Origin of the sequence: Burkholderia sp. BE17 (genome assembly GCF_009362305.1) — a bacterium.
GTDB classification, from domain to species: Bacteria; Pseudomonadota; Gammaproteobacteria; order Burkholderiales; family Burkholderiaceae; genus Burkholderia; species Burkholderia pyrrocinia_C.
In genome coordinates, this window is the sequence record NZ_WHNU01000057.1 from 26,477 (window position 1) to 45,375 (window position 18,899).

The window sequence follows — 18,899 nt, forward strand, 5'->3', positions numbered from 1 at the left end:
GCGCGGGGCAGGCCCGGGGCATCGCTCGGGCCTGCCCCGCGCCGAATGTGCCCGATGCAGACCGGCGGCGCACGTCCCGTCTCGCGCTACTCGGCGCCGCGCCGGAACGGATCGTGTTCGCGCAGTTCGTCGACGTACGCGTGGATATGCTCGGTTTCGCGTTCGAGAAAGCGCGCGACCGCATCCGAGAACGCCGGGTGCGCGAGCCAGTGCGCGGAGTGCGTGACGGTCGGCAGGAACCCGCGCGCGAGCTTGTGCTCGCCTTGCGCGCCGCCTTCGAACGTATCGAGCCCGGCCTCGATGCAGAATTCGAGCAACTGGTAGTAGGCCGTTTCGAAATGCAGGCAGGGCACGTGCTCGAGCGCGCCCCAGTAGCGGCCGTACAGCGTGCCGCCGCCATGCTCGCCGCGCCGGTAGACGGCGAGCGCGCTCGCGATCGGCTGGCCGTCGGCTTCCGCGATCACGAGCAGCAGGTTCTCGGGCATCGTCGCGCCGATCGTGCGGAAGAAGTCGAGGTTCAGGTACGGGCTCGAATAGTGTTCGCGGTAGGTCTGCCGGTAGCAGCGCGAGAAGAAGCGCCAGTCGGCGTCGCTGATCCGGTCGCCGGTGAGCCGCCGGAACGTCACGCCTGCATCGTGCACCTTGCGCCGTTCCGCGCGGATGTTCTTGCGCTTCTTCTGCTCCAGCGTGGCGAGGAAATCGTCGAAATGGCGGTAGCCGTCGTTGATCCAGTGAAACTGCACGCCTTCGCGCAGCATCATTCCCATCGATTCGAGGAGCCGCGCTTCGTCGCCGGTCGGGAACAGCACGTGCAGCGACGACACGTCGCTCTGCTCGGCGAATGCGAGCAGCGTGGCCGCGAGCCGGCGGCGCGCATCGTCGTCGGCCGCGAGCAGGCGCGTGCCCTGCACGGGCGTGAACGGCACCGCGCACAGCAGCTTCGGATAGTAGGGCAGATTGTTGCGCTGGTACGCGTCGGCCCACGCCCAGTCGAACACGTATTCGCCGTACGAATGCTGCTTCGCGTAGACGGGCGCGGCGGCAGCGAGGCGACCCGTGCGCTCGTCGGTCAGCGTGACGAAGTGCGGCGACCAGCCGGTATCGTCGACCGCGCAGCGCGAGACATGCAGCGCGTCGAGGAATTCGTGGCGCAGGAACGGCGTCGGCTGCGCGTCGCGCGCGAGCAGCGCGTTCCACTCGTCGGCCGGCACCTCCGCGGGGGACGACAGGATGCCCGTGCGATAATCGATGCGTTCGTGTTTCAAGCGTGAATCCGTACCGTTGGATGTTGCCGGATGCGTGCCGCCGTGGCACGCGCCCGGGTCGATTTCGTCAGCCCTTCAGGGCGCGCCGCCGGGCTGCGCCGATCCCGTCATGAAGACCCGACTCGCTCTCGCCCAGATCAACGTCACCGTCGGCGATTTCGCCGGCAACGTCGCGCGGATCGTCGCGGCCGCGCGCGCCGCGCACAACGATGGTGCGCAATTGATGGTCGCGCCCGAACTCGCGCTGTCCGGCTATCCGCCGGAAGACCTGCTGCTGCGGCCCGCGTTCTACGCGGCGGCGGCCGCCGCGCTCGCCGCGCTCGCCGATGAGCTGAAGGCGTTCGACGGGCTTGCGGTGCTGGTCGGCCATCCGTTGCGCGGCGCGGGCGGCGATCCGTCGGGCGGCGCTCCGCTCGCGTCAGCCGTCGATGGTAATGCAAACCGCCCGATCGAGCGCGGCGTGCCGCCCACCGACACCTTCAACGCGGTGTCGCTGATCGTCGGCGGCGAGATCGTCGGCACCTACCGCAAGCAGGATCTGCCCAACGCCGAGGTGTTCGACGAGAAGCGCTATTTCGCGACGGACGCCGAGCCGCTCGTGTTCGAGCTGAACGGCGTGAAATTCGGCGTGATCATCTGCGAGGACGCATGGCACGCATCGGCGGCGCAGATCGCGAAGGCGGCCGGCGCGCAGGTGCTGCTGATCCCGAACGGCTCGCCGTACCACATGAACAAGGAAGCGGTGCGCATCGACATCCTGCGCGCGCGGATCCGCGAGACCGGGCTGCCGATGGTGTACGTGAACCTCGTCGGCGGACAGGACGAACTCGTGTTCGACGGCGGCTCGTTCGTGCTCGACGCTCAGGGCGCGCTCGTCGCGAAGATGCCGCAGTTCGACGAAGGGCATGCGATCGTCGAATTCGACGGCGCGCGGCCGCTGCCCGGCGCGATCGCGCCGGAACTGTCGCTGGAGGCGCAGGTGTACCGCGCGCTCGTGCTGGGCGTGCGCGACTACATCGGCAAGAACGGGTTTCCCGGCGTGCTCATCGGGCTGTCGGGCGGCGTCGATTCGGCGCTGGTGCTGGCCGTCGCGTGCGATGCGCTCGGGCCCGAGCGCGTGCGTGCGGTGATGATGCCGTCACGCTTCACGGCCGACATCTCGACCACCGATGCGGCGGAGATGGCGCGGCGCGTCGGCGTGCGCTACGACGAGATCGCGATCGCGCCGATGTTCGACGCGTTCCGCGCGGCGCTCGCGGGCGAGTTCGCGGGCCGCGCGGAAGACGCGACGGAGGAGAACATCCAGGCGCGCATTCGCGGCACGCTGCTGATGGCGCTGTCGAACAAGTTCGGCTCGATCGTGCTGACGACCGGCAACAAGAGCGAGATGGCGGTCGGCTACTGCACGCTGTACGGCGACATGGCCGGCGGTTTCGCGGTGATCAAGGACATCGCGAAAACGCTCGTGTACCGGCTCTGCCGCTATCGCAACGAAACGGCCGACTACGTGCTGCGCAACGTGATCCCCGAGCGGATCCTGACGCGCGCGCCGTCGGCCGAGCTGCGCGAGAACCAGACCGACCAGGACAGCCTGCCGCCGTACGACGTGCTCGACGCGATCATGCGGATGTACATGGAAGAAGACCGGCCGCTCGCCGAGATCGTCGCGGCCGGTTATGTGCAGGCCGACGTCGAACGCGTGACGCGGCTCATCAAGATCAACGAATACAAGCGCCGCCAGGCGCCGATCGGCATCCGCGTCACGCATCGCGCATTCGGGCGCGACTGGCGCTATCCGATCACGTCGCGCTTTACCGAGCGTCTCGACTGACCCGTGCACGGCATACCGCACGGCTTACAATCGGGATCGCGATTTTTCATCCAAACGAGCATTGAGGGACAACCATCATGAAACGCATCACAGCCATCATCAAGCCGTTCAAGCTGGACGAAGTCCGCGAAGCGCTCGCCGAAGTGGGTCTCACGGGCCTGACCGTGACGGAAGTGAAGGGCTTCGGCCGCCAGAAGGGGCATACCGAGCTGTATCGCGGTGCCGAATATGTGGTCGACTTTCTGCCGAAGATGAAGATCGAGGTGGTCGTCGCGGAAGCGCAGGTCGACCAGGTGATCGACGCGGTGATCGGCGCGGCGCGCACCGGCAAGATCGGCGACGGCAAGATCTTCGTGTCGGACGTCGAACGCGTGATCCGCATCCGTACCGGCGAAGAGAACGAAGCGGCCGTCTGAGCGCCGTATTCGTCAGTGGGCCGTGCGAAACCGGCCCGCCAATAAAAAACGGTGCGATACCCGGTTGGGTACCGCACCGATACGCGCCTCTCGCAGCAGCGTGGAAAGTGTTGCCGAATCGTTCTTTGGACGGCGCCTGATCAGAACAGGTGCTGGATGCCGGCGTAGACGCCGGTCTGGCTGCCGCCCGGATGCGGGTTGCCGGTCGACACGGCCGTGCCCGCGCCGTTCGCGTTCAGGCCGAAGTTGGCCGTCGAGCTGTTGCGCACCGTCGCGACCTGCACGTCGAACAGCGTGCGCTTCGAGATGTTGTACGAACCGCCGACCGTGTAGATGTTCGCGTTGCCGCCGCCGTGGTTCGCGTTCACGTGATACACGGCCGCGATCAGCGCCGCCGCCGGCGTAGCCTGCCACGTCACGCCGCCCCAGATCTGCTGGGTGCCGGTGATGCCGTTGTTGACCGCCGGGCCGCCGCTGCCGTCCGCGTGCGACGACTGGTAGGCGGCCTGCAGCTTGAACTGGCCGAGGAACACGTTCGCACCCGCGAAGTATTCACGCGAGTAGTTGAACACGTCCGAGAAGCGGCCGTTGCTGTCGCGCGTTTCGTCGTAGATGCCGCGCAACTGGAACAGCGAGTTCGTGTAGGTGATCTGCGCGCCGGCTGCACGGCCCGGCTGGCCGGCCGTCGTGTTGCCGTTGAAGCTGGTGGAGTTCGAGAACGCGAACTGGCCGTAGAAGTCGAAGCCGTAGAACTGCGGCGACTGGTACGACACGTTGTTGCTGGTCTTGTTCCAGTTGCGGCCGCGCACGAGCGATGCCGACGACCAGCTCGACTGGCCCAGCGGATCGAAGTCCCACACGCCGTTCGCGATCGCGAGTTCGCGACCGAACAGCAGCGTACCGTAGCGGTCGTTCGAGATGCCGACCGTCGCGAAACGATCCCAGATCGAGCCGGACGTGCCGAGACCGCCGGTCATCGTGTTGAACGCACCTTCGAGGTGGAACAGGACCTTGTTGCCGCCGCCGATGTCCTCGCTACCCTTCAAGCCCCACAGGCTCGTGCCCCAGTCGCCGCTTTCCGCGCGTACTCGGTGGCCGTCTTGCAGGCCGTTCATGTACTCGATGCCTGCATCCAGGCGGCCATACAGCGTGACGCTGCTCTGCGCGTGCGCCGTCACCACCCCAGCAGCCATCAGCGCGGCCGCGACCAAAGCTTTCTTCATCATCTCCTCCATACCCTGTCAAAAAGTCAACCCAGACTGCATGAGATGCCCGGAGCGCGAGCGCCGGGCAAAAGCGGGATAACCAGGGAGACCTCGTGCAGGGCCGGTAAGCGCGGCACGCAGGCAAGCAGACGGAAAACCGTTGAGCGTTCCCGCGCACAGCCGGGTCGGCCTGCGGGGTCTCCTTGTAGTGTCGTGAAGCTAAACTACATTTCACGAACTTCGTTTTGCTACTTTGGTTACTAATTTAGCAAAAATACAATTTTGTGGCGATGGAAATCGTTGTTTGACTAACACCTGTCGCCAATTTGCCATGCAACACAGTGCGCGACAGGTGGCATAGGGGTTCGCAATTACCGGAAAACCCTTGTCCCGCAAGGGAGACATGAATTCCGCGAACATGGGTCAAGGATTGCCACTATTGACGTTGCCGGGGCGCGGGCGTAGGCGCGAAAGATGCGAAATTGGTAAGTATTTCGTAATGAATTTGCGGCCGCCGGATGTCGCCGTCCAGTGCCTGCAACACCCGTCGCATAAGGCGTGCGGCCGCGGCATGTCGAGCTCAGCCCGGGCCCGGACGTGCGTCGAGCAGCTGTGCGCGAATCCAGCGGTGCGCATCGGTGCGCGCATGCTTCGCGTGCGAGTAGACCTTCAGCGTGTAGCGCGGGATCTCGAACGGCGCAGGGAAGATGCGGATCGGCGTCGCATGCCGCAGCGCTTGCGCGGCGCGGTTCGGTACGGTCATCAGGAGTGCGGATTCCGCGATCACGAACGGCGCGGCCAGTACGGTCGGCAACTGCACGGCGACCTGCCGCGCGAGGCCGAGCCGGTCGAGCACGTAGTCGACGACGCCGCGCGATTCGTTCCACGGCGTGACGACCACGTGGCGGGCCGCCAGGTACTGGTCGAGCGTCAGCCGCCGGCGGATGTCCGGATGCGTGGCGCTCGCGATCACGACGTAGTCGTCGGAGAACCAGTCGAAATCCTCGATGCCCGGCGCGTCGGCCGACGATTCCTCGTGGTAGCCGAGCGCGAAATCGATGCGGCCGGCCGCCAGCTCGTCGACGGAAATCTTCCGGTCGGAATGCACGACGCGGATCCGCAGCCGCGGCGCGACGTGCTGGATGCGCGCGAGGAACGCCGGCAGCACCGCGAACGCCGTGTAGTCGGTCGCGGCGAACACGAACGTGCGGTCGCTTTGCGCGGGATCGAAGCGGCGCGCGCGGGCGAGACCCTTAGACATCGTGTCGAGCGCGTCGCCGGCCCACGTGGCGATGTCGTCGGCGCGCACCGTCGGCTGCATCTCGTTGCCGAGGCGCACGAACAGCGCGTCGCCGATCGCATCGCGCAGCCGCGCGAGCGCGTGGCTCAGCGCGGACGGGCTCATCGCGAGCTCGTGCGCGGCCGCGGCGACCGACCGGTGCCGGTACAGCGCGTCGAACGCGAGCAGCAGGTTCAGGTCGAGGCGACGCAGGTCGGGATGCATCATGTTCAGGTCAGGATGAAGAAACTGCACTTCCTGCAGGCACGGCGTGAACGTAGCATGACGGTCTGATCGGCGCCAGCGCGGTTGTGCTGCGCCGCTTTTCGTTTCAAGTCCGGGCCGGAGGAGGGCTCAACCCGTGCAAATCGACATCCGTACCGCCACCGCCGCGGACGTGCCGCTGATCCTGCGTTTCATTATCGAGCTGGCTGTCTACGAGAAGGCGGAGCACGAAGTGATCGCGACGCCCGCGTCGCTCGAGCGCAGCCTGTTCGGCGAAGGTTCACCGGCGCGCGCGCTGGTGTGCGAGGTCGACGGCGAGCCGGCCGGCTTCGCCGTGTATTTCTTCTCGTATTCGACCTGGCTTGCCCGGCAGGGGCTGTACCTCGAGGATCTGTACGTGTCGCCGCGCTTTCGCGGTGCGGGCGCCGGGTTGCGGCTGCTGAAGGCGCTCGCGCGGATCGCGGTTGAGTCGGGCTGCGGGCGTTTCGAATGGAGTGTGCTCGACTGGAACGAGCCGGCGATCCGTTTCTACGAGAGCGTCGGCGCCGCGCCGCAGAGCGAATGGGTGCGTTACCGGCTCGCGGGCGACGAACTGCGCGCGTTCGCCGACTGCACGCCGGTGAGCGCCGCGTAAACGCAAAACGGGCGCCCCGCGGGGCGCCCGTTCGCACGTCGTGCGTTGCGTACGTTACTTGAGGCTGCCCGACAGGAACCCGCGCAGGCGTTCGCTCTTCGGGTTGGCAAACACCTCGGCCGGCACGCCTTCTTCCTCGACGCGGCCCTGGTGCAGGAACATCACGTGGTTCGACACGTTGCGCGCAAAGCCCATCTCGTGCGTGACGACGATCATCGTGCGGCCTTCCTCGGCGAGCTTCTGCATCACCTTCAGCACTTCGCCCACCAGCTCCGGGTCGAGCGCCGACGTCGGCTCGTCGAACAGCATCACGTCCGGGTGCATCGCGAGCGCACGCGCGATCGCGACACGCTGCTGCTGCCCGCCCGACAGGTGCGACGGATACTGCTTCTCGACGCGCGGCGCGAGGCCGACCTTTTCCAGGTATTCGCGCGCACGCTCCTCGGCTTCCTTCTTCGGGATGCCGAGCACGTTCACGGGCGCTTCCATCACGTTCTCGAGCACGTTCATGTGCGACCAGAGATTGAAGTGCTGGAACACCATCGACAGCTTGGTACGCACGCGCTGCAACTGTTTCGGATCGGCCGCGCGCAGCGCGCCGGCCTTGTCGAGGGCGGTGCGCACTTCCTCGCCGTCGACGAAGATGCGGCCGGCGTTCGGCTGTTCGAGGAAGTTGATGCAGCGGAGCATCGTGCTCTTGCCGGAGCCGGACGAGCCGATCACGCTGATCACGTCGCCGGCGTTCGCCTTCAACGACACGCCCTTGAGCACCTCGTTGCTGCCGTAGCGTTTGTGGAGATCGTCGACGAAAAGCTTCTGGGTCTGGGAATTCATCAATAGTCCTGCGAAAACTTACTTGCCTTGCGGGCGCAGATACGCGAGCCAGCGGCGCTCGGCCTGGCGGAACAGCCACACGAGCGCGAACGAGATCACGAGGTAGAGCAGGGCGGCGATGCCGAACGCGTGGAACGACATGTAGGTGGCCGAGTTCACGTCGCGGGCGATCTTCAGGATGTCCGGCACGGTCGCGGTGAACGCCACCGTCGTCGCGTGCAGCATCAGGATCACTTCGTTGCTGTACAGCGGCAGCGCGCGGCGCAGCGCCGACGGCAGGATCACGCGGCGATACATCGTGAACGGCGTCATCCCGTACGCGCGCGCGGCTTCGATCTCGCCGTACGACGTCGCCTTGATCGCGCCCGCGAAGATCTCGGTGGTGTACGCGCAGGTGTTCAGCGTGAACGCGAGCAGCGTGCAGTGCATCCCGTCGCGGAAGAACGCATCGAGCATCGGCGTGCCGCGCACGGCCTGCAGGCTGTAGAGGCCCGTGTAGCAGAGCAGCAGCTGCACGTAGAGCGGCGTGCCGCGGAACACGTACGTATAGAGCCACACGGCGCCCGCCAGCCACTTCCTCTTCGACACGCGCGCGACCGCGAGCGGCACCGACAGGCAGAAGCCGAGGCCGATCGACACGACGAGCAGCCACAGCGTGATCGCGACACCGGTGATGCGATAGCCGTCGGTGTAGAGATAGTTGCGCCAGTATTCTTGGATGAGTTCGATCATAGGTCAGCCTTGCGGACACCGGTCGAGTAGCGCTTTTCGAGCCACATCAGCACGAAGTTCGAGATCGTCGTGATGGCGAGGTAGACCGCTCCCGCGATCAGCGTGAAGAAGAAGAACCGCAGCGTGCCCTTGCCGGCGTCCTGCGACGCCTTCACGACGTCGGCCAGGCCGATGATCGACACGAGCGCGGTCGATTTCACGAGCACCTGCCAGTTGTTGCCGATGCCCGGCAGCGCGAAGCGCATCATCTGCGGGAACATGATCCGCGTGAACACCTGCCAGTTCGTCATCCCGTACGCGCTGCCGGCCTCGAGCTGGCCGCGCGGCACCGACAGGAACGCGCCGCGGAACGTCTCGGTGAAGTACGCGCCGTAGATGAAGCCGAGCACGATCACGCCGGCGAGGAACGGGTCGATGTCGATCTGGTCCCAGCCGAGTGCGTCGGTCGCCATGTTCAGCCAGATCTGCAGGCTGTAGAACAGCAGCAGCATCAGCACGAGGTCGGGTACACCGCGGATCAGCGTCGTGTAGACGGTGCCGGCGCCGTTCGTCACGCGGTTGCGCGACAGCTTCGCACCCGCGCCGAGCAGACCCAGCAGGAACGACAGCGCGAGCGAAAGCACCGCCAGTTTGACGGTTTGCCAGGTGCCTGCGAGGATCAGCGGGCCGTAACCTTGTAGAAACATATGTGGTCCTTGACGGCGCACGCGGTGCGCCGCGAAAGACGCGCCCGCCGAACTGCGCGGAACGCCCCGTGCGTATCATGACCGTCCGCCCCGGCAACGGTGCCGGGCCAGCCCGTCGCGCGAGCGGCGGGCTAGGGGGCGGGCGGCGCGTGGTTGACTGCCTGTACTGCCCGGACGCAGGGCCGCCCCCGCATCCGTTGCTTCTTCTTGTCGGCGCTCAGCGGGCCGAAGCCGAATAGACGCTGAACGAGAAGTACTTGTGCGACAGCTTGTCGTACGTGCCGTCCTTGTGCATGTCGGCCAGCGCCTTGTTGATCTTGAGCTTCAGGTCCGTATCTTCCTTGCGCAGGCCGATCGCGGTGCCGTCGCCGATCGTCTTCGGATCCTTCACTTCCGGCCCGGCGAACGCGAAGCCCTTGCCGCGCGGCGTGCGCAGGAAGCCGTAGTCGGCCTGCAGTTCGTCCTGCAGCGTCGCGTCGAGGCGGCCCGAGCCGAGATCGGTATAGACCTGGTCCTGATTCTGGTAAGGAATGACCGTCACGCCCTGCGGTTCCCAGTACGCCTTCGCGTAGGTTTCCTGCGTCGAGCCCTGCTCGACGCCGACGCGCTTGCCCTTCAGCGACGCGACCGTCGGCAGCAGCGGCGAGCCGGTCTTCGCGATCATCCGCGCCGGTGCGTCGTACACCTTGTCGGAGAAGTCGATCTGCTCGCGGCGCTTGTCCGTGACGGTCAGCGACGACACGATGACGTCGTACTTCTTCGCCTTCAGTGCCGGGATGATCCCGTCGAGGTCCTGCGCCACCCACACGCATTTCACGTTGATCCGCTTGCAGATCTCCTTGGTGAGATCGACGTCGAAACCGACGATCTCGCCGCTCGGCGCGGTCGACTCGAACGGCGGGTAGCTGGCATCGACGCCGATCCGCACGGTCTTCCACTCCTTCGCGAAGGCGCTGCCCGCCACGAGGGCGAGGGCGGCGCACAGGGCGGCCTTCTTCATTTCCATCCTTCTGTTGCTGACTTTCCGGGGGCGCTCGCGGCCGGTCGGACCGGGCGCCGCGGCGTATTCTAGACGGCCAAAATTCGCCGATCGGCGTTCTGGCGATGGCGGCCGCCGGACGGGCGAACGCCAAAAGGGCGGTATTTTACCCGAACGCGATACCCGGAAAACGGCAATCCGGCGCGATCGATCGATTCTTCGAATCTTCGATTCGGCTGTTGCGGCAATCGCGGTATTTGCAACGGGTATTGCGTCAATTGCAGTCGCGGATGCAACGATCCGGCGCGCGGTCGATGGATTGCGGCGTGGACGCGGTCACGCTCGCACCCGGCCGGGCGGCCGAGGTGCTGCCGTTCGACGTCGCCTGAACGAAAAAAGGGGACGCGGGCCGGTGCCCGCGTCCCCTTCGGCGCCGCTCCGGGGAGCGGCTTGCCGGCTTACTGCGCGGGCGCCGACGCGCCCTTGGCCGCGCGATGCTGCTCCCAGCGCTCCTTCATCTTCTCGTGGCGCTGCTGCATCTGCGCGAACTGCTGCTTGAGCGCCGTGCTGACCGTGGTCTTCTGCTGGTCGTTCAGCCCGTTGTAGAACGCGAGCCATGCGGCGGACGTCTGCTCGCGCAGTTGCGCGTTCTGCTGCTCGGCCTGCTGGCGCGCGGCGTGCAGCGCGCTCAGGTCGAGGATCGGCTGGTTCTGCTGGGCCTTGAACTGCTCGCGCATCTGCTCGTGGCTCTTGCGCATCGCATCACGGTTCTGCTTCATCGTGTTGACGGCCGTCTGCCATTGCTGTTCCTGCGACGCGTTGAGCTTCAGCTGGTCGTGCAGTTTCATGATTGCACCGAACGGGCCGCCGTCGTGCCCGTGCATCTGGTGCATGCCGGGGCCGCCAGGCGGCGGCATGTCGGTGGGCGGCGCGGCATGCGCAGTGCCGAATGCGAGAGCGAGCACGGTGGCGGCCGCGATGGCCACGCGGGAAGTCTTCTTATACATTTCAGAAACTCCTTGTATCCAAAGGGTCCGGCGATGCGGTACGGGGAAAGCCGTGTACCGCATCCGGTAAGAGGCAGGTTAGCGATGCCGGCCCCGGCCGGTGTTACGTGGGGCGGCGGCCCGGTTACCGCGCATTACAGTTCCCTTGCGCGGTAACCCGCAGTAACCCTTTCATCCCTTTGTTTCGTTCTTCGACTCCGCCCTCGCGCGGTAAACTTCGAGCCATGACTACCCAGATCCTCATCGTCGACGACGACCAAGAACTCCGAGACCTGCTGCGCGACTATCTCGTGCGCCAGGGGATGGAAGTGTCCGTGCTGCACGACGCGGCGACGCTCGAGAAGCGTCTCGAGCGCGAGCGGCCCGACCTGATCGTGCTGGACCTGATGATGCCGGGCGTGGACGGCCTGACCGCGCTGCGCCAGTTGCGCGCGGCCGGCGACGACATCCCCGTGATCATGCTGACCGCGCGCGCGGACGACGTCGACCGCATCGTCGGGCTCGAACTCGGCGCGGACGACTACCTCGGCAAGCCGTTCAACCCGCGCGAGCTGCTCGCGCGCGTGCAGGCCGTGCTGCGCCGCCGCCGCGCGACGCCGTCGGCGGCCGCGCCCGAACAGCGCGAGCCGTTCGCGTTCGGCCGCTTCGTGCTGGACTTCCAGGGGCGCACGCTGTCGGTCGACGGCAAGCCGGCCACGCTGTCGAGCAGCGAATTCGCGCTGCTGAAGATCTTCGTGAACCATGCGCTGCGCACGCTTACGCGCGAGCGGCTGCTCGAGCTGCTGCACGGGCCCGAGTACGACGGTACCGACCGCGGTATCGACGTCCAGGTGTGGCGCCTGCGCCGCATCCTCGAAACGGATCCGTCGACGCCGCGCTTCATCCAGACGGTCCGCGGGCGCGGCTATGTGTTCGTGCCCGACGGCGAGGCTCATGCGCAAACCCATTGATTCGCTGTTCGGGCGGCTCGCGCTGCTCGTCGTCGGCGTCCTGCTCCTGTCGCACTTCGCGTGGTTTTTCGCGATGCGGCTCGAGCGCAACCAGATGCAGACCCGTTACGCGGTCGAGGAGGCCGCGTTCCTGGTCGACGCGGTGCGCCAGCACGTCGAGCGCACGCCCGACCAGCCGTTGCCGTCGCGCGTGCGGCTCGTGACGCCGGACAGCGCCGACGTGCCGAACGCCGATCCGTCGAGCCTGCCGGCGGCGCTCAAGCGGTTCCGCGACGACGTGAGCGAGCGGATGCCGCCCGGCACGCGCGTCGAGATCGGCGCGCCGGGCCATCCGCCGGTGCTGTGGGTGAAGGAGCCGGCCGACCGCAACTGGATCGTGGTGCCCGTGCAGCCGCTGCGGCCGCCGCGCTCGCTCGACCGGATGCTGTTGTGGCTCGGCACGATCTTCTCGGCCGGCGTGATCGCCGCGTTGTTCGCGGCCTGGCAGTTGCAGCAGCCGCTGCGCTCGCTGGCGCGCGCGGTCGCGCGCTTCGGCCGCGGGCAGCCGGTGCCGCCGCTGCGCGAGCGCGGCCCGCGCGAGTTGCGCCAGCTCACGCACGGCTTCAACCAGATGGTGGAACAGGTGTCGCAGGCCGAGAGCGACCGCGCGGTGATGCTGGCGGGCGTTGCGCACGACCTGCGCACGCCGCTTGCGCGGATGCGCCTGCGCGCGGAAATGATGGACGATGCGCGCTTGCGCGACGGCGTCGTGCGCGACGTCGATTCGATGTCGCACATCGTCGACCAGTTTCTGGTGTTTGCGCACGGCGGGTCCGACCGCAGCGAGCCGGTGCCGGTCGATCAGGCGTGCGAGCGGATCGCACGCAGCTATCGCGCGGTCGCGCCGAATGCGCCGGCGGTCCAGACGCGGCTCGACGCCGATCCGGGTTTCCGGCTGCCGACGGCGACGCTCGACCGGATTCTGTCGAACCTGCTCGACAACGCGCATGCCTATGGCGCGCCGCCCGTGCTCGTCGAGACGGCCCGCACGCCGTCCGGCTACGTGCTGTCGGTCAGCGACAGCGGCGGCGGGATCGCGCCGCGCGACCTCGCGGCCGCGACGCGGCCGTTCGTGCGGCTCGACCCCGCGCGCGGCGGCAACGGCCACAGCGGGCTCGGGCTCGCGATCGTCGAGCGGCTCGTGCTCAGGCTGGGCGGGGCGTGCGACATCGGCAACCGCCCCGAAGGTGGCCTGCGCGTCGCGATGACGTTTCCGTTCGAGGTCGTGCCGAAGGACGAACCCCACGCACAGGCCGCGTAAGCGGCTGCGGCGCCTGCCCGGGCCGGCAAGCGCCGCGCGGCATCATTCGCCGAACAGCGTGCCGAGCGTCTCGGCTGCGTTGCTGTCGATCGTGTTGTAGGTCACGGTGGTGGCCTCGAAGATGTAGACGGTCGTATAGCGGCCGAGGCGCTCCAGGATTTCCTCCTGCAGCGATTCCGGCACGACGTTCATGTTCAGGTACCATGCCGTCGACGACAGCCGCGTCTGGAACGACCCGTACTCCTGCATCAGTTCGTAGAACGCGTCGGCATCCTGATCGCGGCAGACGATCACCAAGTTTCCTGCCATTCCCTTCCTCCCGCTCGTCGGTCGATCCCCAGGGTCTGTATACATATGGAACGTGCATGCGTCGCCACGACACCGGCCGCAACAGACCCTGGGGGCTAGCCCCGATCATACCCGCTTCGCCGTGTCCGGCTGCTGACGCCCGGCACGGTTTGCGCCCGCGTGCGGCTGGCGGGTTCACGGCCGGCCCGGATCACGGCATAATTCGGGCCTGCATGCCGGCCGAAGGACTGCGGCCGGGCTGCTCCGTACCGTGTACCCGCCGTCCGCCCGCGCACCGGGCACGATCCGTGCGCTGCGCGCTGCGCGGTGCGCGCCGTCGCTCCGTCCCCGGACGGTTGTACCTGAAATACAGGTTGGTGTAGTGTCGTGCCGTCGCGGGCCGACTCGACCGCGACCGCGCGGGGCGCAGCTTGCACGCACGGCGCATCGCGCGTGCGCGAGATCGTCAGTCAATCGAATTACCGCGCCCGTGCGCTTTGCCATGAATCAACATCGACTGCCGGCTTCGTTCGGCCTTACCGGGGAGGGCGCCTGATGGACGTCGGATTCTTCAATCCGAACCGGACCGCCAACGCGTCTGCCTGGCGCGTTCTGCCGAACCGGTGGGACTTCATCGCGTTTCCGCTGATCATCTGCCTGCTGGCGATGGCGATCGTCGGTTTCCACGAAACGATGGCGCCGATCGGCGTGCTGCAGACGCAGAAGATCTCGCTCGATCCGTCGAACCTGCCCGAATACGCGTTGCGCACCACGCTGCGGATGCTCGCGGCGATGGTCGCGTCGCTCGTGTTCACGCTCGTCTACGGCACGCTCGCGGCCAAGAGCCGTCGCGCGGGCATGGTGCTGATCCCGATCCTCGACATCCTGCAGTCGGTGCCGGTGCTCGGCTTCATCTCGTTTACGGTCACGTTCTTCCTCGCGCTGTTCCCGAGCCGGGTGCTCGGCGCCGAGCTCGCGGCGATCTTCGCGATCTTCACGAGCCAGGCGTGGAACATGACGTTCAGCTTCTACCAGTCGCTGCGCACGGTGCCGCGCGATCTCGACGAAGTGTCGCGGAGCTTTCACCTGACGTCCTGGCAGCGCTTCTGGAAGCTCGAGGTACCGTTCTCGATGCCGGGCCTGATCTGGAACATGATGATGTCGATGTCGGGCGGCTGGTTCTTCGTCGTCGCGTCGGAAGCGATCACCGTCGGCAACCAGACGATCACGCTGCCGGGGATCGGCGCGTATCTCGCGCAGGCGATCTCGGACAAGAACCTCGGCGCGGTCGGCTGGGTGATCCTCACGATGACGGTCGTGATCCTCGCGTACGACCAGTTCCTGTTCCGCCCGCTCGTCGCGTGGGCCGACAAGTTCCGGATGGAGAACACGAGCTCGGGCAACGCGCCGGAGTCGTGGCTGCTCGACCTCGTGCGCCGCACGCGCCTGATCCATCAACTGCTCGTGCCGGCCGGCTGGTTCTTCGCCAAGGCGGCGCGGATTCCGCTGCGCCTGCCGCTGTCCGGCGCGATGCGCTTCACGCTGCCGCGCGTGGAGAAGAAGGCGTCGCGCACGGTCGACATCGCATGGGCGACCCTCGTGCTGATCGGCACGGCCTATATCGTGTGGCGCGTCGTCAGCTTCGTGTCGACCGGCGTGACGATGACCGAGGTCGGGCATGTGCTAGTGCTCGGGCTCATCACGCTGCTGCGCGTGGTCGTGCTGATCGCGATCGCGTCGGTGATCTGGGTGCCGATCGGCGTGTGGGTCGGGCTGCGCCCGAGGCTGGCCGAGAAGCTGCAGCCGCTCGCGCAGTTCCTCGCCGCGTTTCCGGCGAACCTGCTGTTCCCGGTGTTCGTGATCGTGATCGCGGGCTTCCACCTGAACCCCGACATCTGGCTGTCGCCGCTGATCGTGCTCGGCACGCAGTGGTATATCCTGTTCAACGTGATCGCCGGCGCAACGTCCTATCCGAACGACTATCGCGAAGCGGCGACGAACTTCCGCATCCGTGGCTGGCAGTGGTGGCGGCAGGCGATCCTGCCCGGCATCTTCCCGTACTACGTGACCGGCGCGATCACCGCGTCGGGCGGTGCGTGGAACGCGAGCATCGTGTCGGAAGCCGTGCAGTGGGGCAACACCAAGATCGAGGCGCACGGCCTCGGCGCGTACATCGCGCAGACCACCGCCGCCGGCGATTTCCCGAAGATCATCCTGGGCATCGCCGTGATGTCCCTGTTCGTCACCCTGTTCAACCGTCTGCTGTGGCGCCCGCTGTATGCCTTCGCCGAAGCGAAGCTGCGGCTCGACTGAGACCGATTGAGAGCGAAACGCGATGCACAATCCGAATGCTGTAAACGCCCCCGTCCAGACGTCCCAGCCACCGCGCGTCGGTGAAGAAATCCTGCGCGTCGATCACGTCTGCCGAGGCTTCAACAAGACGCAAGGCGAACTGCTCGTGCTCGACGACGCGAACCTGTCGCTGCGCGAAGGCGAGATCGTCGGGCTGCTCGGCCGTTCCGGCTCGGGTAAGTCGACGCTGCTGCGGATCATCGCCGGCCTGATCGAGCCGACCGGCGGTGAAGTGACCTATCTCGGCCAGCCGCTGCGCGGCCCGGCCGAAGGCGTCGCGATGGTGTTCCAGACGTTTGCGCTGTTCCCGTGGCTCACCGTGCTGCAGAACGTGGAGGCCGGCCTGGAAGCGCTCGGCGTCGGCGCGCGCGAGCGGCGCGAGCGTGCGCTCGCCGCGATCGACCTGATCGGTCTCGACGGTTTCGAGAACGCGTACCCGCGCGAGCTGTCGGGCGGCATGCGCCAGCGCGTGGGCTTTGCGCGCGCGCTCGTCGTCGATCCGACGATCCTGCTGATGGACGAGCCGTTCTCGGCGCTCGACGTGCTGACGGCCGAGACGTTGCGTACCGACCTGCTCGACCTGTGGACGCAAGGGCGGATGCCGATCAAGTCGGTGCTGATCGTGACGCACAACATCGAGGAAGCCGTGTTCATGTGCGACCGGATTCTCGTGCTGTCGTCGAACCCGGGCCGCGTGATCGCCGAGATCAAGGTGCCGTTCAAGCACCCGCGCAACCGGCTCGATCCGGCGTTCCGCAAGCTCGTCGACGATATCTACGCGAAGATGACCGCGCGCCAGACCGGCGAGGCGACGAAGAAGGGGCTCGAGCTCGGCAGCTGGCTGCCGCAGGTGTCGACCAACCTGATGGCCGGCCTGATCGAGACGCTCGCGATGGCGCCGTACCATGGCCGCGCGGACATGCCGGAAATCGCGCGCACGCTGCATCTGGAAGTCGACGATCTGTTCCCGATCGCGGAAGTGCTGCAATACCTCGGCTTCGCGGACGTGCGCGAAGGCGACGTGTTCCTGACGCCGCCGGGGCGCGTGTTCGCGGAGTTCGGCACGCAGGAGCGCAAGCTGATGTTTGCGGATCACCTGCTGAAGCACGTGCCGCTGGCCGCACGAATCAAGAAGGTGCTGAACGAGCGCCCGGGCCACCGCGCGCCGCGCGTGCGCTTCGAGCAGGAGCTCGAGGATTCCCTGTCGGACGGCGCGGCCGAGGAAACGCTCGACGCGGTGATCGACTGGGGCCGTTACGGCGAGATCTTCTCGTACAACGACCAGACCGAGATCTTCAGCCTCGAGGACGTCGAGTCCTGATCGATTGCGCCGGGCCGTGCGGCCCGGCAGCCGCGTGCGCTGCGCGTCACGCGGTGCATTGCCCCGTTACTGCAAATTCCCCCACCGATCGACGGCCGGTTCGGCCGCCGCCCATTTCCAGTGCGTGCCTTGCTGGCACGCACTCGCGAAGTACCAGTCGGCCTTGTCGCCGTCCTTCACCGAGAACGCGAATTCCTTGCACAGCGCGAGTGCCGACGAGTACGCGCGCGTGACGCGCACTTCGCCTTCGCCGTTTTCCAGCGGCAGCGTGTTCTTCACCTTCCACGGTTTCACTTCGCCGACGGCCAGGCTGCCGGCCGCCTTCGCGATCGCGTCCTGCTGGTTCTGATGGAGCTGCTTCATCGTGCGGTTGACGGCCTCGTCGGTCGCGGCCTGCACGGCAATCCCGACGCCGACGCCGACCGCCGGGTTCGCGGTGACGAGGCCCGTCGCCGCGCCGGCGAGCGCGCCGCTCGCCGCGCCGACCGACCCGCAGCCCGACAGCGTGGCCGCCGCCGCGCAAAGCGCGCCGATCGCCGCGATACGGATCGCGACGCTCATTGCAGCGCGCCCCAGCGTTCGGTCGCCGGCTCGGCCGACGCCCATTTCCACATGGGGCCGTCGCGGCAGATGGTGGCGACGTAGAACGCCGATTGCGCGGCCTTGTCGGGCTTCGCGGGCGTGTCGACCGCGAACACGATTTCCTTGCAGTCGAGCGGACCGACGCTGATCATCCGGCTGACCGTCACGCGGCCCTGCTCGTCGTCCTCGATCGGGAACGAGTGGTGCGTCGACCACGGCGCGACGCCGCCCACGTCGAGCGGGGCGGCCGCCTTCGCGATCTGTTCCTGCGTGTAGCGGTGCGCGACGCGCTGCGAGTACTGGACGCCCGCACGCGCGCCGGCGACGGCGCCGAGGCCGATGCCCGTCGCGACGGCGGCGTTGTTGGTGACCTTGGACGCGATCGCGGCACCCGCGATACCGGCGCCGGCTGTCGCGCCTTCGCTGTAAAGCGAGTTGCAGCCGGACAGCAGTGCGGCCGTGGCGAGCGCGGCCAGCACGACGCGCGCCGGCATGGCCCGGCGCGACGATTCGAAACGAATGTTCATCCCTGAGTGCAAGTCCTGTCTGGGTGAGCGGCGACGCATGCGCGCCCCATGTCACGTCATTGTTTCGCAATTGTCATAGGAAAAATGCAAAGCTTTGACAAATCGCCGGACGGCATGTCGCGCGGGCGCGCGGCGCTATTCTCGGACAGATGGTTGCCGCGGGGTCGAAACGTTACAAATTGAAGGCAATTGTTACCTTGGCGTGCAAGGAACCGACCTAGACTGTTTTGTTATGGAATGTTTCTACGACGGCTTCGAGCCGCGCCATATATGAGACACCCTGCCATGCGTCGTCCGAAACGGTTTTCGCATCGGCCACCCGACGCGGGGGCGGACCAACCGCGTCCGCGGACCGACGCGCCATCCGCACCACCTGCCGGTGCGCACGGCGAGACGCCGTCCGACGGCGATCACAACCAGGGCGGTGCCCGCCCGGAAGGGCTCGACTATCAACGCGACCTCGGCCAGGAGCAGGACGCTTGATCC

Annotated in this window: 20 protein-coding genes; 9 read left to right on the plus strand and 11 right to left on the minus strand. The window is 66.9% G+C overall.

Annotated features, from left to right (window positions below; translation table 11 throughout):
• Window positions 1–86 precede the first annotated feature (86 nt).
• Window positions 87–1,265 carry a GNAT family N-acetyltransferase gene (locus GD429_RS35585; RefSeq protein WP_152864320.1) on the minus strand — a complete coding sequence of 393 codons (1,179 nt, stop codon included), beginning with the start codon at window positions 1,263–1,265 and terminating at the stop codon, window positions 87–89.
• Between the two features lie 109 nt (window positions 1,266–1,374).
• On the opposite strand from GD429_RS35585, the gene GD429_RS35590 reads away from it, so the two are divergent.
• Window positions 1,375–3,096 (plus strand): NAD+ synthase, encoded by a 1,722-nt coding sequence (locus tag GD429_RS35590; protein ID WP_152864322.1) that lies wholly within the window; start codon window positions 1,375–1,377, stop codon window positions 3,094–3,096.
• Between the two features lie 77 nt (window positions 3,097–3,173).
• Window positions 3,174–3,512: a P-II family nitrogen regulator gene (locus tag GD429_RS35595; protein WP_006398637.1), complete on the plus strand. Its 339-nt coding sequence runs from the start codon at window positions 3,174–3,176 to the stop codon at window positions 3,510–3,512.
• A 140-nt stretch (window positions 3,513–3,652) separates the two neighbouring features.
• On the opposite strand, the gene GD429_RS35600 is transcribed toward GD429_RS35595, so the two are convergent.
• Both GD429_RS35600 and GD429_RS35605 read right to left on the minus strand, forming a co-directional pair.
• A complete protein-coding gene (locus GD429_RS35600) occupies window positions 3,653–4,738 on the minus strand; it encodes a porin (RefSeq protein ID WP_152864324.1) in 1,086 nt (361 codons plus the stop codon).
• Between the two features lie 559 nt (window positions 4,739–5,297).
• Window positions 5,298–6,224: a LysR family transcriptional regulator gene (locus tag GD429_RS35605; protein ID WP_152864326.1), complete on the minus strand. Its 927-nt coding sequence runs from the start codon at window positions 6,222–6,224 to the stop codon at window positions 5,298–5,300.
• Window positions 6,225–6,357: 133 nt separating this feature from the next.
• Between GD429_RS35605 and GD429_RS35610 the strand changes: the two genes are divergently transcribed.
• Window positions 6,358–6,855, plus strand: a complete 498-nt coding sequence (locus tag GD429_RS35610) for a GNAT family N-acetyltransferase (protein ID WP_321575100.1) — start codon at window positions 6,358–6,360, stop codon at window positions 6,853–6,855.
• 54 nt (window positions 6,856–6,909) lie between these two features.
• On the opposite strand, the gene GD429_RS35615 is transcribed toward GD429_RS35610, so the two are convergent.
• From GD429_RS35615 to GD429_RS35630, 4 genes are all read right to left on the minus strand, one after another.
• Window positions 6,910–7,689 (minus strand): ABC transporter ATP-binding protein, encoded by a 780-nt coding sequence (locus GD429_RS35615; protein WP_152864328.1) that lies wholly within the window; start codon window positions 7,687–7,689, stop codon window positions 6,910–6,912.
• A gap of 18 nt (window positions 7,690–7,707) precedes the next feature.
• Entirely contained in the window at window positions 7,708–8,421 is a 714-nt protein-coding gene (locus GD429_RS35620; RefSeq protein ID WP_111016361.1) for an ABC transporter permease, read from the minus strand.
• A complete protein-coding gene (locus GD429_RS35625; protein ID WP_152864330.1) occupies window positions 8,418–9,107 on the minus strand; it encodes an ABC transporter permease in 690 nt (229 codons plus the stop codon). The genes GD429_RS35620 and GD429_RS35625 overlap by 4 nt, the downstream gene beginning before the upstream one ends.
• Before the next feature lie 217 nt (window positions 9,108–9,324).
• Entirely contained in the window at window positions 9,325–10,107 is a 783-nt protein-coding gene (locus tag GD429_RS35630) for an ABC transporter substrate-binding protein (RefSeq protein WP_152864332.1), read from the minus strand.
• Between the two features lie 104 nt (window positions 10,108–10,211).
• Between GD429_RS35630 and GD429_RS35635 the strand changes: the two genes are divergently transcribed.
• Window positions 10,212–10,475, plus strand: coding sequence for a hypothetical protein (locus GD429_RS35635; RefSeq protein WP_152864334.1), 264 nt, complete (start codon window positions 10,212–10,214; stop codon window positions 10,473–10,475).
• A 69-nt stretch (window positions 10,476–10,544) separates the two neighbouring features.
• Here the strand turns inward: GD429_RS35635 and GD429_RS35640 are convergent, their stop codons facing one another.
• Window positions 10,545–11,093 carry a Spy/CpxP family protein refolding chaperone gene (locus tag GD429_RS35640; protein ID WP_152864336.1) on the minus strand — a complete coding sequence of 183 codons (549 nt, stop codon included), beginning with the start codon at window positions 11,091–11,093 and terminating at the stop codon, window positions 10,545–10,547.
• Between the two features lie 224 nt (window positions 11,094–11,317).
• On the opposite strand from GD429_RS35640, the gene GD429_RS35645 reads away from it, so the two are divergent.
• Both GD429_RS35645 and GD429_RS35650 read left to right on the plus strand, forming a co-directional pair.
• Entirely contained in the window at window positions 11,318–12,043 is a 726-nt protein-coding gene (locus tag GD429_RS35645) for a response regulator (protein ID WP_047898732.1), read from the plus strand.
• Entirely contained in the window at window positions 12,027–13,343 is a 1,317-nt protein-coding gene (locus GD429_RS35650) for an ATP-binding protein (RefSeq protein WP_152864338.1), read from the plus strand. The genes GD429_RS35645 and GD429_RS35650 overlap by 17 nt, the downstream gene beginning before the upstream one ends.
• Window positions 13,344–13,385: 42 nt before the next feature.
• Here the strand turns inward: GD429_RS35650 and GD429_RS35655 are convergent, their stop codons facing one another.
• On the minus strand, window positions 13,386–13,652 hold the full coding sequence (locus GD429_RS35655) for a hypothetical protein (protein ID WP_011545926.1): 267 nt from the start codon (window positions 13,650–13,652) through the stop codon (window positions 13,386–13,388).
• A 534-nt stretch (window positions 13,653–14,186) separates the two neighbouring features.
• On the opposite strand from GD429_RS35655, the gene GD429_RS35660 reads away from it, so the two are divergent.
• Both GD429_RS35660 and GD429_RS35665 read left to right on the plus strand, forming a co-directional pair.
• On the plus strand, window positions 14,187–15,944 hold the full coding sequence (locus tag GD429_RS35660; protein WP_152864340.1) for an ABC transporter permease: 1,758 nt from the start codon (window positions 14,187–14,189) through the stop codon (window positions 15,942–15,944).
• 22 nt (window positions 15,945–15,966) lie between these two features.
• The gene (locus tag GD429_RS35665) at window positions 15,967–17,304 is read left to right on the plus strand and encodes an AAA-associated domain-containing protein (RefSeq protein ID WP_152864342.1); all 1,338 of its coding nucleotides are present in this window, start codon (window positions 15,967–15,969) and stop codon (window positions 17,302–17,304) included.
• A 66-nt stretch (window positions 17,305–17,370) separates the two neighbouring features.
• Here the strand turns inward: GD429_RS35665 and GD429_RS35670 are convergent, their stop codons facing one another.
• Together GD429_RS35670 and GD429_RS35675 are read right to left on the minus strand one after the other, a co-directional pair.
• Window positions 17,371–17,865: a hypothetical protein gene (locus tag GD429_RS35670; RefSeq protein WP_152864344.1), complete on the minus strand. Its 495-nt coding sequence runs from the start codon at window positions 17,863–17,865 to the stop codon at window positions 17,371–17,373.
• A complete protein-coding gene (locus GD429_RS35675) occupies window positions 17,862–18,413 on the minus strand; it encodes a hypothetical protein (protein ID WP_152864346.1) in 552 nt (183 codons plus the stop codon). The genes GD429_RS35670 and GD429_RS35675 overlap by 4 nt, the downstream gene beginning before the upstream one ends.
• 285 nt (window positions 18,414–18,698) lie before the next feature.
• On the opposite strand from GD429_RS35675, the gene GD429_RS41420 reads away from it, so the two are divergent.
• Window positions 18,699–18,896: a hypothetical protein gene (locus tag GD429_RS41420; protein ID WP_152864348.1), complete on the plus strand. Its 198-nt coding sequence runs from the start codon at window positions 18,699–18,701 to the stop codon at window positions 18,894–18,896.
• The last annotated feature ends 3 nt before the right edge of the window (window positions 18,897–18,899 follow it).